This window comes from Paraburkholderia sp. (assembly GCF_026225065.1).
GTDB lineage: Bacteria > Pseudomonadota > Gammaproteobacteria > Burkholderiales > Burkholderiaceae > Paraburkholderia.
Genome location: NZ_JAMFSB010000406.1, coordinates 1 through 16,579, shown reverse-complemented (window position 1 = coordinate 16,579; position 16,579 = coordinate 1). Strand labels below are relative to the sequence as shown.

General features: G+C 62.0%; 16 protein-coding genes and 1 pseudogene. 13 read left to right on the top strand and 4 right to left on the bottom strand.

Features of this window, described 5'->3' with window-relative positions:
* Positions 1-39 precede the first annotated feature (39 nt).
* Positions 40-945, top strand: coding sequence for an ABC transporter permease (locus M0954_RS28125; RefSeq protein WP_122158329.1), 906 nt, complete (start codon positions 40-42; stop codon positions 943-945).
* Positions 942-1,733 (top strand): ABC transporter permease, encoded by a 792-nt coding sequence (locus M0954_RS28120; RefSeq protein WP_122158330.1) that lies wholly within the window; start codon positions 942-944, stop codon positions 1,731-1,733. Before M0954_RS28125 ends, M0954_RS28120 begins: the two co-directional genes overlap by 4 nt.
* Here M0954_RS28120 and M0954_RS28115 read toward each other — a convergent pair.
* Together M0954_RS28115 and M0954_RS28110 are read right to left on the bottom strand one after the other, a co-directional pair.
* Positions 1,654-3,432 carry a GMC family oxidoreductase gene (locus tag M0954_RS28115; RefSeq protein ID WP_297356759.1) on the bottom strand — a complete coding sequence of 593 codons (1,779 nt, stop codon included), beginning with the start codon at positions 3,430-3,432 and terminating at the stop codon, positions 1,654-1,656. The genes M0954_RS28120 and M0954_RS28115 overlap by 80 nt on opposite strands.
* Before the next feature lie 14 nt (positions 3,433-3,446).
* A complete protein-coding gene (locus M0954_RS28110) occupies positions 3,447-4,481 on the bottom strand; it encodes an ABC transporter substrate-binding protein (protein ID WP_133894977.1) in 1,035 nt (344 codons plus the stop codon).
* 445 nt (positions 4,482-4,926) lie between these two features.
* Between M0954_RS28110 and M0954_RS28105 the strand changes: the two genes are divergently transcribed.
* The 11 genes from M0954_RS28105 to M0954_RS28055 all read left to right on the top strand — a co-directional run bounded on the left by M0954_RS28105 (position 4,927) and on the right by M0954_RS28055 (position 15,302).
* A complete protein-coding gene (locus M0954_RS28105; protein ID WP_133893529.1) occupies positions 4,927-5,970 on the top strand; it encodes an LLM class flavin-dependent oxidoreductase in 1,044 nt (347 codons plus the stop codon).
* A 42-nt stretch (positions 5,971-6,012) separates the two neighbouring features.
* Positions 6,013-7,485: an aldehyde dehydrogenase gene (locus M0954_RS28100; protein ID WP_122158333.1), complete on the top strand. Its 1,473-nt coding sequence runs from the start codon at positions 6,013-6,015 to the stop codon at positions 7,483-7,485.
* Between the two features lie 8 nt (positions 7,486-7,493).
* Positions 7,494-7,808, top strand: a complete 315-nt coding sequence (locus M0954_RS28095; RefSeq protein WP_122158334.1) for an NIPSNAP family protein — start codon at positions 7,494-7,496, stop codon at positions 7,806-7,808.
* 80 nt (positions 7,809-7,888) lie between these two features.
* The gene (locus M0954_RS28090) at positions 7,889-8,959 is read left to right on the top strand and encodes an ABC transporter substrate-binding protein (protein WP_122158335.1); all 1,071 of its coding nucleotides are present in this window, start codon (positions 7,889-7,891) and stop codon (positions 8,957-8,959) included.
* Between the two features lie 36 nt (positions 8,960-8,995).
* A complete protein-coding gene (locus M0954_RS28085; protein WP_123388211.1) occupies positions 8,996-9,880 on the top strand; it encodes an ABC transporter permease in 885 nt (294 codons plus the stop codon).
* A gap of 1 nt (position 9,881) precedes the next feature.
* Complete coding sequence (locus M0954_RS28080; protein ID WP_133893528.1) at positions 9,882-10,679, top strand: ABC transporter permease; 798 nt, start codon at positions 9,882-9,884, stop codon at positions 10,677-10,679.
* Positions 10,676-11,758 carry an ABC transporter ATP-binding protein gene (locus tag M0954_RS28075; protein WP_133893527.1) on the top strand — a complete coding sequence of 361 codons (1,083 nt, stop codon included), beginning with the start codon at positions 10,676-10,678 and terminating at the stop codon, positions 11,756-11,758. The genes M0954_RS28080 and M0954_RS28075 overlap by 4 nt, the downstream gene beginning before the upstream one ends.
* Before the next feature lie 108 nt (positions 11,759-11,866).
* Positions 11,867-12,559, top strand: a complete 693-nt coding sequence (locus M0954_RS28070; RefSeq protein WP_122158339.1) for a GntR family transcriptional regulator — start codon at positions 11,867-11,869, stop codon at positions 12,557-12,559.
* 355 nt (positions 12,560-12,914) lie between these two features.
* Positions 12,915-13,496, top strand: a complete 582-nt coding sequence (locus tag M0954_RS28065) for an amino acid synthesis family protein (protein WP_122158340.1) — start codon at positions 12,915-12,917, stop codon at positions 13,494-13,496.
* Positions 13,493-14,359, top strand: a complete 867-nt coding sequence (locus M0954_RS28060; RefSeq protein WP_122158341.1) for an alpha/beta fold hydrolase — start codon at positions 13,493-13,495, stop codon at positions 14,357-14,359. The genes M0954_RS28065 and M0954_RS28060 overlap by 4 nt, the downstream gene beginning before the upstream one ends.
* A gap of 10 nt (positions 14,360-14,369) precedes the next feature.
* Positions 14,370-15,302, top strand: a complete 933-nt coding sequence (locus M0954_RS28055; protein WP_297356757.1) for a flavin reductase — start codon at positions 14,370-14,372, stop codon at positions 15,300-15,302.
* A 98-nt stretch (positions 15,303-15,400) separates the two neighbouring features.
* On the opposite strand, the gene M0954_RS28050 is transcribed toward M0954_RS28055, so the two are convergent.
* Both M0954_RS28050 and M0954_RS28045 read right to left on the bottom strand, forming a co-directional pair.
* Positions 15,401-16,255 carry a DUF1989 domain-containing protein gene (locus M0954_RS28050; RefSeq protein WP_297356756.1) on the bottom strand — a complete coding sequence of 285 codons (855 nt, stop codon included), beginning with the start codon at positions 16,253-16,255 and terminating at the stop codon, positions 15,401-15,403.
* 111 nt (positions 16,256-16,366) lie between these two features.
* A pseudogene (locus M0954_RS28045) lies at positions 16,367-16,579 on the bottom strand (GntR family transcriptional regulator); the annotation flags it as partial.

Below are 16,579 nucleotides of genomic sequence, written 5' to 3'. Positions count from 1 at the left end.
GACGCCACCGCGGGGCGAACTTCTGCAGGAGACGGGTTGATGCCTTCTTTCGCGGCCGATAAGGCCGATGCGGCCAGCGCGGTCGACAGGGCCAACGCAGCAGTGCGGTATCAGCGCCGCGAGGACCGCACGATGCTGCTGCTGATCGCGCCGGCGCTGATCGTAATCGTCATATTGCTGGTGGTGCCGCTCGCGTGGCTGTCCTGGCAATCGATCTACGCTGACGGTTTTACGCTCGAAAACTACCGGCGCATTTTCACCGAGAGCGCCTACGGAGCCACGTTCGCGCTTACTTTCAAACTTAGCTTTATCGTCACGCTCGTTACGCTGCTGCTGGGCTATCCGGTGGCGTACGCGGCCGCCGCGTTGCCGCCGAAGTTGAGCGCGCTCGTACTGGGCCTCGTGATTCTGCCGTTCTGGACCAGCGTGCTGGTGCGCACCTACGCTTGGCTCGTGCTGCTGCAGCGCACGGGACTCGTCAACAAGACGCTGCTGTCGATGGGCGTGATCGACCATCCGTTGCAACTGGCTTACAACCAGTTAGGCACGATCATCGCCATGGTGCATATCCTGCTGCCGTTCATGGTCTTGCCGCTGTACTCGGCAATGCAGAAGATTCCGGAGAACCTCATGCATGCAGGAGCGAGTCTCGGCGGTTCGCCGCTGCACGTATTTCTGCGGGTGTTTCTACCTCTGTCGTTAAGCGGGGTGCTCGCGGGCGCCACTCTTGTGTTCATTCTTTGCCTCGGCTTTTACATCACGCCGGAACTGATGGGCGGCGGCAGATCGATGATGGTGTCGATGCTGGTCAGCCGTAACGTGGAGCTCTACGATAAGTGGGGGGCGGCGAGCGCCGTCAGCGTGGTGCTGCTCGTCTGCGTGTTTGCGATTTTCTACGCGGTGAGCCGCGTGATACCGCTCGAGAAGACCCTGGGGGCGAAATGAAAAGATCCGCATCCGGCAAGCTTGTTTTAGGCGCTGTGGTTGTGCTGATCCTGCTGTTTCTGATCGTGCCGGTCCTGATCGTCGTGCCGCTGTCGTTTTCCGACACGCGTTTTATGACCTTCCCGCCGCCGGCTTATTCGCTGCGCTGGTACGAAGCATTCGTCGGCAGTCCGACATGGATGGCTGCCGCGCGCACCACGTTGACAGCTTCCGTGTCCGCGGCGCTGATCGCGACGCCGCTTGGCGTCGCGGCGGCGTATGGGATCCAGAACGGCACCCACTGGAGCATGCGCTATGTGCGTCTCGTACTCATGCTGCCATTGATGGTGCCGATCATCATCGTCGCGGTTGGGGTGTTCTTCGTGTATGCGCGCACCGGCCTCGTCAACAGCATGACCGGGTTGATTCTCGCCGATACGATGCTCGGTCTGCCGTATGTGCTGATTTCCGTGAGCGCGGATCTGCGGACCTTCGATCAGACCCAGGAGATGGTTGCCCGCAGTCTCGGCATGAACCGCTTGCGCAGCTTTATGACGGTGACGCTGCCGCAAATCCGATCGAGTGTGATTTCGGCCGCGGTGTTCGTGTTCATTCAGGCGCTGGATGAGACCGTGGTGGCGCTGTTTGTTTCCGGTGGCGATAAACAGACGCTCACGCGGCGGATGTTTGTCGCGTTGCGCGATGAAATCGATCCGACGATTGCGGCGATCAGTACCTTGCTGACTGCGCTGACCTTATGTCTGATTGTGACGATTGTGGTAACTCGCAGGCCGGCTGCGCGAGCCTGATCATATCGGCGATGCGCTCGGCGATCATGATGGTCGGGATATTCGTGTTGGCGCAGGGGATCGACGGCATCAACGAGGCATCGCACACGCGCAAACCTTCGACGTTCCGCACGGAGCCGCTCGCGTCGGTCACCGCTTGAGGGTCGTTGGTCGAGCCCATCCGGCAAGTGCCGGACGGGTGCCACGTGCAGCCTGCTGAGCGCGTGACAAATCGGGTTAGTGCTGCATCGTCGGCGAGCAGGCTTTCGATCGTGACGCCCTGGGTAATCAGTCGGCGAATCAGCCAGCCACGCAGCGGCCCGGCGACATCGAGCAGTGCGCTGAGCGCGCCACGCTGCAGTGCGTTGAACTTGCCGGGCATTGCGACCTTCGCGACACGCGGCGAATAGCTCGACGGAAAGATCGTGTCGCGTATCCCTGCCATTGAATTCCATGCGAGGGTGGTAGCCCCCATGCGCATGGCGAGTTTCAGGCGCTCGAGGTCGCGCGGATCGGACAGCATGTTGAACTCGACCGACGGTTCGTCGCGCGGATCCGCTGAGACCAGTTTTAGCTGGCCACGCGAGTACGATTTGTTTACCCAGAAAAATATCGTGCCGAGCCGGTATCCGATCGAATGCCAGCCGGAGCGCGACAGGATCGCACCGTGCATGTCCCCGGCTACGGTGTCCGGCAAGCGTGAGGAGAAGCGTACGATGGCCTGCTCGTGATGCTCTTGCGGATACGACGTGCGGCCGGCGCGCGGCAGCCAGGCGGAAACGGCGATCGAAGGATGCTCCATCAGATTGCGGCCTACCCCGGGTAAATCGGCTACGAGGGGAATGCCGAGTGCGGTAAGGTCGGTGGCTGGGCCGATGCCGCTGCGTAGCAGCAGCGCGGGACTATGAATCGCTCCCGAGCAAACGATGGTTTCCTTCGCGTTGAGATCTTCTGTCGAACCATCTTCGTGCCGCAATCGCGCACCTGTCGCGCGCGAGCCTTCGAAGTGGATGCGCTCGGCGAGGAGGTGAGTGCGGATCGTTAGATTCGGCCGTTTCCGGACTGCGTCGCTCAGATAGCAGACTGAGGTCGGAATGCGTTCACCGGTCTCGCCCACTGCTATCGAGCCGACATAGGTCCCGTCTTGCCACGGGCCATTCTGATCCGCGCGCCGCGGATGGCCGAGCTGTTCGAGCGCGCCTAGCACAGCTCGCACGAACGGCGACACGCGAGCCCATTCCGTACGCTGGATGCGCACAGGACCTTGCTGGCCATGCAGTTCGCCGTCGAAATCACAGTCCGTTTCAAGCTTGCGGAAATACGGCAGGCAGGTTTGCCAGTTCCAGCCGTGCGCACCGAGCGCTTCCCATTCATCGTAGTCGGCGGGGGCGCCGCGATTGGCCATCAGCGCATTGATGGCCGAACCACCGCCTAACAGGCGCGCCTGCTCGTAGCGCCGGGATGTGTCAGTACTCGCGCCGGCCTCATTCCCGGCAGAGGTAAGCCGTGTAGACATCACCGCAGTAAGCCGTTGCCAGATATTGCTGAGGTCGAGATACGCACGGCCTGGATAGCGGCTGCGGATCGCATCCGGCATGTTCGCCTGCGAGATGTCCCGGCCGGCCTCGATGAGGCACACGGTCTTCTCCGGATCTTCCGAAAGACGCGCGGCGAGCACGCAGCCCGCCGAGCCTCCACCCAGAATCAGATAGTCGATCACGTGGCGCGTTGCGGCTACTGCATGAACTTGAGCCAGCGAGCACGAGCGGCGATACCGGCATCGGAGGCCCACCATTCTTCGGAGAGCAGGGCCTGTTTCGCCGCGTTGGCGGGCGAGCTCGGCAACTCGCTAGCGCGTTGCGCGGTGATCTTGCCGGTCTTGAAGGCAGCCGGATTGCCCGGGCCGTAGTCGATATAAAGCGGCAGATTGGCCTGCAGATCGGGCGAGAACGCCGCGTTGAGGAATTTCACCGCGGTCGCCATGTTCGGCGCGTTCTTCACGATGCACAGTTGCGTGTTCTGCAGCAGGCCATCGTTGAAGGTGAAGTCGACATCGGGGTTGTCTTTGCGCACGGCACTGGCGCGGCCATTCCAGATCATTTCCATGTCGACTTCGCCGTCATGCAGCAACTGCGCCGATTGGCCGCCCGAGGTCCACCAGACCGTGATGTCCGGCTTGATTTGCTGCAGCTTCTTGAAGGCGCGATCCACGTCGAGCGGATAGAGCTTGTCGCGCGCCACGCCGTCCGCGAGTAGCGCAGCCTCAAGCGTGCCTTGCGGATCGTTGCGCAGGGCACGCGTGCCCGGAAAGTCCTTGACGTTCCAGAAGTCGGCCCAGCTTTGCGGGACTTTCTTGAGCGACTTCTTGTTGTATGCGATCACCGTCGAGTAAAACTCGTAGGCCGCGGAGTAGGGCGTGCGGTATTTCTCCGGTATCGACGCGGCGTTCGGGATCTTCGAAAAGTCGAGCTTTTCGATCAGCCCTTCCTTGCCGCCGCGCAGGCAGTTCGACGCGGGAGTATCCACCACGTCCCAGATCGGCTTGCCGGCCGCCGCTTGCGCCTTGATGGCCGGGTACGCGTCGGGCACGCTGTCCTGATTGACGGTGATGTCGAGCAGCTTGGCGGCCGGATCGAGGATGGCCTTGGTCTGCGCTTCCTGGTAGACGCCGCCTTGCGAGACGAAGGTGATCCGGCCGCTCGCGGCCAGCACAGGTGTACTCAGCAGCGTGATGGCGAGCGACAGAACGGTGATGCAACCCGGCTTCATCATTTTCACGGCGGTTATCCCCAAGGTTGGAGGGTTCGTTAGCGAGGCCCGTGTCCGCATGTCATGCCACTTAGGGGTGCAGGCCGCTATTTGCGAAGCGTATCGGCGGCACGAGGGGCATGCGAGGCACATTGCGCCGGAAACGTCGTGGTCAAAATGTAGGGGACCATTTTCCCGCTCGCAATTCCTGAATTGTTAGAGCGGGCATAACGCTACGTCATGGCTGGAAGAGCGATGCGCAGATTCAGGGAAAGCCTTTTCTGCCTGCCCCGAAGCGATTCAATATTATGGAATACCATAATATTGAATCGCTTGCGTCGGTGATTTGGTTGGAATACCGTAATACCATCCGCAGCGCTATCGCGGTCGACTCACAGTGGACGCGCTCCGATCGCCGCGGGCGTCCACATGACACACCTGATGTTCTTCTGGGAGTAGGTCGATCATGAAATTCTCGTTGTTTGTTCACATGGAGCGGTACGAGGCGAGCACGCCGCATCGGCAGCTCTTCGATGAATTGACCGAACTGGTTCAGATGGCGGAGCGCGGCGGTTTCGAAACCGCGTGGGTGGGCGAACACCATGCGATGGAATTTACGATCGCCCCCAATCCCTTTATCAACCTTGCCTATCTGGCTGCCCGTACCGAGCGCATCCGCCTTGGTACGGGAACCGTCATCGCGCCATTCTGGCATCCGATTCGCCTCGCCGGAGAAGCCGGCATGGTCGATGTCGCGAGCAACGGCCGTCTCGACCTCGGCATTGCTCGCGGCGCTTATTCGTTCGAATACGAGCGGCTGCTGCCGGGCCTCGATGCGTTTGGCGCCGGCGCACGCATGCGCGAACTGGTGCCGGCGCTGCGCCAGCTCTTCAAGGGTAACTACGCCCACGACGGCGAGTTCTGGAAGTGGCCGTCGACTACCCCGGTGCCGCGCCCGGTTCAGCAACCCGTCCCGCCGCTGTGGCTCGCTGCGCGTGACCCGAATTCGCATGACTTCGCGGTGGCGAACGGCTGCAATGTGCAGGTGACGTCGCTGTCGGCGGGCGATGGCGAAGTCGTGAGTCTGATGGAGCGCTTCAATACGGCCTGCAACGCGCATCCGGAAGTGCCACGGCCGCAGATCATGATGCTGATGCATACGTTTGTCGGCGCAGACGCGAAGGAAGTCGATGCCGCGGTCGACGATCTGAGCCGTTTCTACTGCTACTTCAGCAAGTGGTTCAAAAACGAGCGGCCGGTCGAGCAGGGTTTTATCGAGCCCCTCACTGAGGCCGATATTGCAGGCTTCCCGCAATACGAACCCGAGCTGATTCGCAAGAACCTCGTGATCGGCGAGCCGCAGGATGTCGTCAGGCGTCTGAAGCAGTACGAAGAGATGGGCTTCGATCAATACAGCTTCTGGATCGACAGCAACATGAGCTTCGAGCGCAAGCGCAAGTCGCTCGAACTGTTTATCTCGGATGTGATGCCGGCCTTCAAGGTGCATTGAGCTGCGCGTGGAACCCGACGCAGCGAACCAGGAGCAGGTGACATGTTGAAATCGTTCCAGCAGTACATCGACGGCACCTTCGAGGATGCAACCACTACCTTCGACAGCGTGAACCCGGCGACCGGCGCCGTGTGGGCGAAGATGCCGGCGGCTAGCGCGGCGGACGTGGACCGCGCCGTGCAGGCCGCGCATCGTGCGTTGAGCGAGCCCGCCTGGGCCGCGCTGACGGCGAGCGCGCGCGGCAAGCTGCTGTACCGGCTCGCAGATCTGGTGGCCGAGAACGCGCAACAGCTTGCCGAACTCGAGACCGCCGACACCGGCAAGATTATCCGCGAGACGCGCAGCCAGATTGGTTATGTCGCCGAGTACTACCGCTATTACGCGGGCGTGGCCGACAAGATCCAGGGCGCCTATCTGCCGGTCGACAAGCCCGACATGGAAGTGTTCCTGCGCCGCGAGCCGGTGGGCGTGGTGGCGGGCATCGTGCCGTGGAATTCGCAACTGTTCCTCTCCGCGGTAAAACTGGGACCTGCGCTGGCCGCGGGTTGCACGATCGTGCTGAAAGCTTCGGAAGACGGCCCTGCGCCTTTGCTCGCGTTCGCGCGGCTCGTGCATCAGGCGGGCTTCCCTGCTGGTGTGGTGAACATCCTGACCGGCTTTGGCGCCGATTGCGGCCAGGCGTTGACAACTCATCCGCTGGTGTCACGCATCGCGTTCACTGGCGGTCCGGAAACGGCGCGCCACATCGTCCGCAATTCCGCTGAGAACCTCGCGGCGACCTCACTCGAACTGGGCGGCAAATCGCCGGTGCTGGTGTTCGATGACGCCGACCTCGAGAGTGTCAGCAACGCGGTCATCGCAGGCATCTTCGCCGCCTCCGGACAAAGCTGCGTGGCCGGTTCGCGTCTGCTGGTGCAGCGCGGCATGCGCGAGCGTCTGTTGCAACGGCTGATCGAGAAGGCACGCGCGATTCGCATCGGCGATCCGCAGGACGTCGCCACAGAAATGGGTCCGCTTGCGACCCGCAGGCAACGCGATCACATCGAGTCGGTGCTCAAGGCGAGTCTCGCGGCCGGCGCGGTGCTGTTGACCGGGGGCGAGCGCGCGGCCGGACTGGGCGAGGGCTACTACTTCCAGCCGACTATTGTCGATTGCCCTGATGCCCAGGTGCCGAGCGTGGCGCAGGAACTGTTCGGACCGGTGCTGAGCGTGATGACCTTCGATACGGAAGCGCAAGCCGTCGCGCTTGCCAACGACACGCGCTACGGTCTCGCGTCCGGCGTGTTCACACGCGACCTGACCCGCGCCCACCGTCTGACACGTGCGTTGCGCGCCGGCATTGTCTGGGTCAACACGTACCGTGCCGTGTCGCCGATCGTGCCGTTCGGCGGCTACGGACTGAGCGGTCTGGGCCGTGAGGGCGGACTCGACGCCGTACTGGAATACACACGTACCAAATCTATCTGGATCCGCACCTCGGACGAGCCGATTGCCGATCCCTTCGTTATGCGCTGAGGGCATTCATGTACTACGAAATCCGGACCTATCGCATCAAGACGGGTGCTGTGCCCGCGTATCTGAAGCTGGTGGAGGAAGAGGGCATCGCGCTGCAGAAACATCATCTGGGGGAATTGGTCGGCTACTTCTTTTCGGAAATCGGCCCACTGAACCAGATCGTGCATATCTGGGCGTATCCGAGTCTCGACGAGCGCGAGGCGCGCCGTCAACGGCTCGCTGAAGATCCCGCCTGGCAGGTGTTTGCGCCGAAGATCCAGGCGCTGCTCGAGACCATGGAAAGCAAGATCATGAAGCCCACCTCGTTCTCGCCGCTGAAATAGCCTTTATCACCCTTTTTCCTGTCTTTCTGCCGAGCCAACGTTGAGTGAAGCCGGCTTGTCGCCCTTAAGGAGCAGTCGTCATGAAGCATCTGTTTCGTTTGCGCACCCCCACATCTGGTGTGACTCGCGCAATCACCGGCCCGGTCGTCAGCCTGTTGACGCTCTCCGCACTCGTGGCGGCTGCGCCGGCTTTCGCAGCCTCGGCCCCCATTGTGTTTGCAAGCTGGGGCGGCACGACACAGGCGTCACAGGAAAAGAACTGGGCCCAGCCTTTCACCCAGGCCACTGGCATCCAGGTGCTGATGGATGGCCCGACCGACTACGGCAAGCTGAAGGCCATGGTCGATAGCGGCAATGTGCAGTGGGACGTGGTCGACGTCGAAGGCGATTTCGCCTTTGCCGCGCTGCGCGACGGCCTCGTGGACCCGATCGACTATTCGGTCGTCAACAAGGCCGATCTCGATCCGCGCTTCATGTCGCCGGGGGCTGTCGGCAGCTTCTACTATTCGTTCGTGCTGGGCTATAACAAGGCCACGTATAAGAGCGCGCCGCCGTCGACGTGGGTCGATCTGTTCGACACGAAGAAATTTCCTGGCAAGCGGACCTTCTACAAATGGTCGGCACCGGGTGTGCTGGAGGTCGCCCTGCTCGCCGACGGCGTGGCACCGGACAAGCTCTATCCGCTCGATCTCGACCGCGCGTTCAAGAAGCTCGATACGATCAAGAGCCAGATTGTCTGGTGGAGCGGCGGTGCGCAGTCGCAGCAACTGATGGCCTCCGGCGAAGCGCCGATCGGCGTGTTCTGGAACGGACGTCTGCATGCGCTGTCGCAAACCGGCGTGGATGTAGGCATCTCGTGGACCCAGAACCTGACTGCCGCCGACATGCTGGTGGTGCCGAAGGGCGCGAAGCACAAGGACGAAGCGATGAAGTACCTTGCCGCGGCGACGAGTGCGCAAGCGCAGGCGAAGTTCGCCGAAGATACCGGCTACGCGCCGATCAACACGAAGGCGGCGGCACTGATGCCGGTCTCCGTAGCGAAGACCTTGCCGGACCAGCATCAGGCCGGACAGATCAATCTGGACATGAAATACTGGGCGGATCATCGCGACGAGATTGCCAAGCGCTGGTACGCGTGGCAATCGAAGTAAGGCCTTGACGGTGCAGACCCCCGGTCAGGAGCCGCCATGTCCGATGCCATGAGTTCCGTCGCCCAACCTGCCAGCTCACCACCGAAGGCGAGAACCGGTATGCGCAATGCCCGCCTGCTACTGCCTGCGCTGTTGCTGCTAGCGGTGTTCTTCGTGCTGCCGGTGTTGTCGCTGCTTTTGCGCAGTGTGCTGGAGCCGGTCGCCGGGCTGCAGAACTACGCCCAGCTGCTTGGCTCCACGACCTATCTGCGCGTGTTCGGCAATACCTTCCTGGTGGCGTCCGTGGTCACCGTGGTGACGGTTGCGGTGGGGTTTCCGACGGCATGGCTGCTCGCCATCGCGCCACGCGTCATTAGCAAGCTGGTCTTTGCGATCCTGCTGCTGTCCATGTGGACCAATCTGCTGGCGCGGACCTTCGCCTGGATGGTGCTTTTGCAGCAGACGGGTCCGATCAACCGCATGCTGATGGCGCTCGGCGTGATTCACGAACCGCTCGTGCTGGTGAACAACCTGACGGGCGTGACGATCGGGATGACCTACATCATGTTGCCGTTCGTCGTGATGCCCTTGCATGCGACGCTGCGCAGCATCGACCCGTCCACGCTGCGAGCTGCAGCGATTTGCGGTGCAAGCCGCTGGCAGGCGTTCTGGCGCGTGCTGGTGCCGCTCGCGATGCCGGGTATCGCCTCGGGCGCACTGATGGTCTTCGTGATGGCGCTCGGTTACTTCGTGACGCCTGCGCTATTGGGAGGCCCCTCGTACATGATGCTGGCCGAGCTGATCGCGCAACTGGTGCAGGAACTGCTCAACTGGGGTCTCGCGGGTGCTGCGGCCTTCGTGCTGCTGGTCGTCACGCTGGCGCTCTACGCCGTGCAGTTGCGGTTCTCGCGCGGCGCGCAGACCGCATTCGGAGACCACTGAGATGCTTCTCGATTTCGATCGCCTGGGGCCGCTGCGCTGGTTTTTGCTAGGCGTCGGTGTGCTGGTTTCGCTGTTTCTGCTGCTGCCGGTTGTGTTCATCGTCGCGCTGTCGTTCGGCGATTCGCAATGGCTGATCTTTCCGCCGCCGGGTTGGACGCTGCAGTGGTATCGCGTACTCCTGACCGATCCGGGCTGGCTCGATTCGCTGCTGACGAGTGTCGAGCTCGCGGTGATCGTGATGGTGCTCGCGGTAGTGATGGGTCTCTTTGCGTCGTTGGCGCTGGTGCGCGGCAAGTTCCGCGGACGCGAGGTGGTCAAGGGCTTTTTCCTCACGCCGATGGTGCTGCCCGTGGTCGTGCTGGCCGTCGCGCTGTACGCGTTCTTTCTGCGCATCGGACTGAACGGTACGCTGGTCGGCTTTGTGATCGGGCATCTGATCATCGCGTTGCCGTTTGCGATCATCGCGATCAGCAATTCGCTGGAGAGCTTCGATACGTCGCTCGAAGACGCCGCGCTCATCTGCGGCGCCAGTCCGTTGCAGGTGAAACTGCGCGTGACCTTGCCCGCGATCCGGCTGGGGATTTTCGCGGCGGCGATATTCTCGTTCCTCGCCTCGTGGGACGAAGTAGTCGTGTCGATCTTCATGGCAAGCCCCACCTTGCAGACCTTGCCGGTGCGCATCTGGAGCACGCTTCGCCAGGACCTGACGCCGGTGATCGCGGCCGCGTCGTCGCTGCTGGTGGGTTTGACTGTCGTTCTGATGTTGCTTGGACTCGCATTCAAGAGGGGTAAGTCATGACCGCGCCGTTTTTGCAGATTCAGAGCCTTCGTAAAACCTATGATCAGGTGGTGGCGATCGACGAGGTCTCGCTCGATATCCGGAAAGGGGAGTTCATGACCTTTCTAGGCCCGTCGGGGTCGGGAAAGAGCACGACGCTCTATATCGTGGCAGGCTTTCAGTCGCCGACCGGCGGCCGCGTTTTGCTGGACGGCAAGCCGCTGCTTGCGGTGGCGCCGAACCGCCGCAACATCGGCATGGTGTTTCAGCGCTACACGCTCTTTCCTCATCTGACGGTGGGCGAGAATGTGGCGTTTCCGCTACGTGTGCGCCGCGCGCCGGATGCGCAGGTCAAAGCGAAGGTCGACCAGATGCTCAAGCTTGTGCAACTGGTCGACTGCCGCGACCGGATGCCGGCGCAACTGTCCGGTGGCCAGCAGCAGCGCGTTGCAATTGCCCGCGCGCTTGCCTACGATCCGCCCGTGCTGTTGATGGACGAGCCACTGTCGGCACTCGACAAGAAGCTGCGCGAGGAACTTCAGCTGGAGCTGAGACGTATTCATCAGCAGACCGGTGTCACGATCCTGTACGTCACACACGATCAGGAAGAAGCACTGCGTCTTTCGGACCGGATTGCCGTGTTCAACAAAGGGCGCCTCGAGCAGGTCGGCACCGGCGAGGAACTGTATGCCAACCCCGCTTCGCGTTTCGTGGCCAGTTTCATCGGCAATTCGAACTTTCTGCCAATCAAGGTGGCCGGCGTGCAAGGCAGCGCGCAGGCCATATTTCCGAACGGCAAGCCGGTGTCCTGCGATAGCGTGAGCCGCGGCCTCAACGTGGGCGATAGCGGCATGCTGATGCTGCGGCCCGAACAGATCACAATTCGTGCGCAGCCGGCCGGGCGAGACAGGGGCGGTCTGCCTGTCACGGTGCGCGACGTGACGTATCTGGGCGATACGATGCACTACGCGGTGGCGACGCCGTGGGAGCAGGAGGTGGCGGTGCGGACTTCGATCGGAGCACGGGAGGCGAGCCTGCAGATCGGCGCGCGTGCCTGGCTCGACTGGGATAGTGTGTCGGGAAAAGTGTTTCCCGCCTAGCCGTGGCGGCGCGCGGACGTGTATGAAGACGCGCTGCGTCTGCTGGTATGGGATACTATGGGATTCCAGAAACATGTCATGTCGCGCCGTCCGTTATAGAAGAGAGCCATGTCCGAACAAATGCGAGTTGACCGCAGCGCGCCGACGCTGCGAGAGCTGACACTGGAAAAGCTGCGTGGGGCGATTGCCGAAGGCTTCTATCGTCCCGGTGACCGGTTGATCGAACGCACGCTATGCGACCAGTTGGGTGTGAGCCGCACGGTGGTGCGCGAAGTGCTGCGTCATCTGGAGACGGAGGGCCTTGTCGAAACGGTCGCGCATCAGGGGCCGATCGTCGCACGGCTCGATCCGGGGCAGGTGGAGGAGATCTACGAAATCCGTGCGTTGCTGGAGTCCGAGGCAGCGCGTGCATGCGCCGTTCATGCGACGCCGGCCGTGATCAAGCAACTGCGCGAAATCCGCAAAGAGATCGAAGACGGCTTCGAAAAGGGCGATTTTTCACGCGTACTGCACGACACCGAGCGTTTTTACGCGGCCATGTTTGCGGGTGGTCACAAGGTCATGATGCATCAGGTGGTCAAGTCGTTGAACGCGCGGATCAACCAGTTGCGTTCGATGACGATTTCGTCTCCGGGTCGTGGTACGGAGTCGAATCGCGAGATGAACAAGCTGCTCACTGCGATCGCGCGTCACGATGGCGATGCGGCTGCCGCTGCGTCGCTCGAACATGTCAGAAGAACTGCTGCGATCGCGATGGCGAGACTGGCCGTGAACGCAGTCGAAGCGAGTGCGTCGGCGTAGGCTCAGGTTCTGTCCGGCCGGCCATTTGACTCCGTTCAAGCGCCGCTTTCGTTGCTCTCGCTGATGTAGTTCCCCTGCCCCGCGGGCGCGTTCTGCGACCGTGACAGTTTCGCGTTTCGCGCGCCATACGTATGCACGCCTCGGGCTCGCATATTTTCCACACTGAATAAGAGCAGTAGTGCTGACGTTGTCGGTCAGGCACTGACACGTCTGAACAAGTGTGTCCGCGCCACAAACCACTGCGCGTAAACACCATCCACCGTTCTGTTGTTGCGTGCAGTAATATGGAATACCATAATACGAACGAGGCGTCATCGCATGCCGGCGTGTGCGCCGTTCCCCGTGGAGAGCAGACATGAAGCTGGAAATTCGCAAGTTAGTTACGTATGTGGAAGACACGTTCATCGAAGGCGGGAAGGCTGCGCCGCGACCGCTGAAGCTGTTTGCGGCAGCGGCGGTGCTACGCAATCCGTGGGCTGGCCGCGGTTATGTGGAAGATCTGAAGCCCGAGATTCACGGGCTTGCCCCGCAGCTCGGCGAGGTGTTGACTGGAGAAATCCTGCGCATTGCCGGTTCGGGTGAAGCAGTGGAAGGCTATGGCAAGGCTGCGCTTGTCGGCACTTCCGGCGAACTGGAGCATGCTTCCGCGCTCATCCATACGCTGCGCTTCGGCAACAAGTTTCGCGAAGCAGTCGGCGCAAAGAGCTATCTCAGCTTTACGAATCTGCGTGGCGGTCCTAACTGTCCGATTGCCATTCCGTTGATGCACAAGGGTGATGAAGGCATGCGTTCGCATTACCTCACGATCCAGTTTTCGATCGTGGATGCGCCCGCGCCCGATGAACTCGTCGTCGCGCTTGGCGCATCGATCGGCGGCCGGCCGCATCATCGTATCGGCGACCGCTATCAGGACCTGAAGGACCTGGGGGCGGCATGAAGACCGATATGCTCGCCGACCGTCCGGCGCAACACGGTGTACTCTCGGGCACGTCGTATAGCGTCTGCGGGGAGGGCACTCCGCTTGTGCTGATTCACGGCGTCGGCATGAACCAGACGGTATGGGCGCCACAGGTTCAGGCGCTGCGGCAGGACGTGCGCGTCATCACCTATGACATGCTGGGCCATGGCGGCAGCAGTTTGCCAGGCGCCGCTCCGACGCTCGAAGATTACGCGGCGCAGCTTGCGGCGCTGCTCGATGGTCTTCAAACAGATGCCGCGCATATCGTCGGCCATTCGATGGGCGCATTGGTGGCGCTGGAGTTTGCGCTCAGGTATCCAGCTCGCGCGCTGAGCGTCGTGACCCTCAACGCGGTCTACGACCGCACGCCGGATCAGCGCGAAGCGGTGATGCGACGCGCAGCTGCCTTGCAGGATGGCAAGCGCAACGAAGTGTCCGCTGACGCGGCGCAACGCGATCCGAGCATCGACGCCACCATCGCGCGCTGGTTCGACGATCCCGTGCCCGCACATCTGGTGCCCGTCGCCGAGCTCGTGCGCTCGCTGCTGCGTTCGGTGAATCCGCTCGGCTACGCGCGTACCTATCAGCTCTTCGCAAGCTCCGATGCGGCTCACGTGGGACGCCTGCCGCAGCTTTCGATGCCGGCGCTCTTCATGACCGGCGAGTGCGATCCCAATTCCAGCCCCGCGATGTCTCACGCGATGGCGGCTGCGGCGCCTCGCGCACGCGCGGAAATCATCGCCGGCGAGCGTCATATGATGAATGTGACGGCGTCGGAGCTGGTGAATCGATCGCTGCTGCAATTCATTCGTCAAGCGGGCAACGCCGCTTGGCAATCCTGAGGAGGGCATCATGAGCGAACCGCATTTCGATGTGGCCGAATTCCGCCGTGCTCTGGGGGCTTTCGTGACCGGTGTCACCGTCGTGACGACCATTCAGCCGGACGGCACGCCGCGCGGCTTCACGGCCAACTCGTTTACGTCGGTGTCGCTTGACCCGCCGTTGATCCTTGTCTGTATTGCGAAGACCGCGTCGAGTCATCCGGTGTTCTCGAAGACGTCGCATTTTGCGGTCAGTGTGCTGGCGCAGGATCAGCGCCCGGTATCCGGTGTGTTTGCTTCGAAGAGCACGGACAAGTTCGGCCAGGTGGCCTGGCACGCCCGTCACACCGGAGCGCCGGTTATGGATGGTGCCGCAGCCAGCTTCGATTGCGAAACGCATGAGGTGGTCGACGCGGGCGACCATATCATCCTGATCGGGCGGGTCGTCGACTTTACACACACGAGTTCGACGCCGCTTGGCTATTGCCGCGGCGCCTATGTGGATTTCAGCCTGTCACAGGATGCGCTCGCTGCGACGGGGCAGCGGGCACGCGTCGGTGCGATTCTCGAGCATCAGCGTGGGCTGGCCTTGATCGAAACCGCGCATGGTATGCAATTGCCTACCGGCACGCGTCTCGAGCCGCAAACGGATCCGGCGAGCCTGCGTGGCGTGCTGGCGAAACATGGCCTTGATGCGCACCTCGACTTTTTGTTTGCTGTGTTCGAAACAGAGGCGGGACGGGAGGGAGAGGTACAGATCTTCTATCGTGGCCGTGTGGTGAACGACGTGCCTGCCGATGGCGCAGTGCGGTTCGTGCCGTTGAACGAGATTCCGTGGAGCGAGTTGCGGGACGCAGCGGTGGTCTCGATGCTGCGACGGTACGTGAAAGAGCGTACGGAAGATGCGTTTGGGATTTATGTGGGCGATTCGAGCGCGGGAATGGTGCGGTCACTGGCGCTTTAGTGGCCGCCCACTGTGATTTCGTTTGCAGTGGGCAGCGAACAGACGAGGGGCGAAGGCGCCAGGGCTTCAGCGAGCCATATCGCGCAGAGCAGCCTCAGTCAGCAACCGCATTTCCACTGCGGCTGCAGCAGCGCCATCCCATGCAGGCCCTTGTAGGCAGCAACGGCGGGCGGCGTCCAGCCGTCGAGCATCTGCGGCGCGAGGCGGTAGATTTCGATTCCGAGCGGGCGGCACACTTCCAGCGGATCGCGCGCGTCCGGTCCCCACATCGGTAACGACAGATCGCCGCCCGGGCAAGTCGACAGCGCGCACAGCAGGTCGATTTCCGCAAAGAACTCGAGGTAATCCCCCTTCTTGGCCGGGCATGCCTTCATGAAGTATTTGTCTTCGAGATTCAGTCCGGTGCATTGGAACACGTTGAGCACGTCGTGCACGTCGTATTCGGTCAGGCCATACGGAGCGATGGCGCGCGTCAGGTTCGAGTGGCAGTGGAAATGAAAGTCCTCGCCGGTCAGCATCCGGTTCACATACGGATCGCAACGTGTGCCGAGCAGGTCGTGAACGCGCCCGCCATGCTCGTCGACGCCGTAGTCGGCGAGGCTATCGTCGGTGATTGTCACCATGGGACGCAGAAACGGCAGTGTCGACCACAGACGGTCGAAGGTGCTGACGTGCGCTTGCTGCAACTGGCGCGTGCGCGATGCCCACATGCGTTCGCGCGGATTGTGCAGGTTCCACATGTTCAGGTCGGCGACTTGCGGACCTTCGATCGTGACAATCCGGAACACGTGGCCGGCCGGCACGCTCCACGCCTGACCCGAACGGATCGGCACAACGATCGATTCGACCAGCGTACGCGTGTCGTGTTCGGAGGCAATGCGTTGATAGAAGGCCTTGTCGGGGTCGAGCGCGGAACCCTTGGTGGACTGATAGGCGGCGGGGTAATTCAACATGCTGGTGACTCCTTCATAAGACAGGCGCACAGGCTGCGCTTGCTACGCGCTGCAGCCGGTTTGCGCAGTGGTGGTGAATCAGTGACTGAGGTGTGAATGAGGGGAAGTGACTCAAAGGTAATCGAGCAACGCGTGCTCGGACTGCTTCAGGTAGTCGGCAAGCGCGGCGCTGGCTTCTGCGGTGCGGCCGTTGGCGATCAGCTCGAGAATCTGCTGATCCTTCGCGATCCAGGGTCGCTGGAAGCGCCGCTCGTCGGGCGCGGAAGCGAACACGAGACGCAGCTGCGCCAGAATCGTCGTGAAGAACGTGTCGAACAGCGGGCT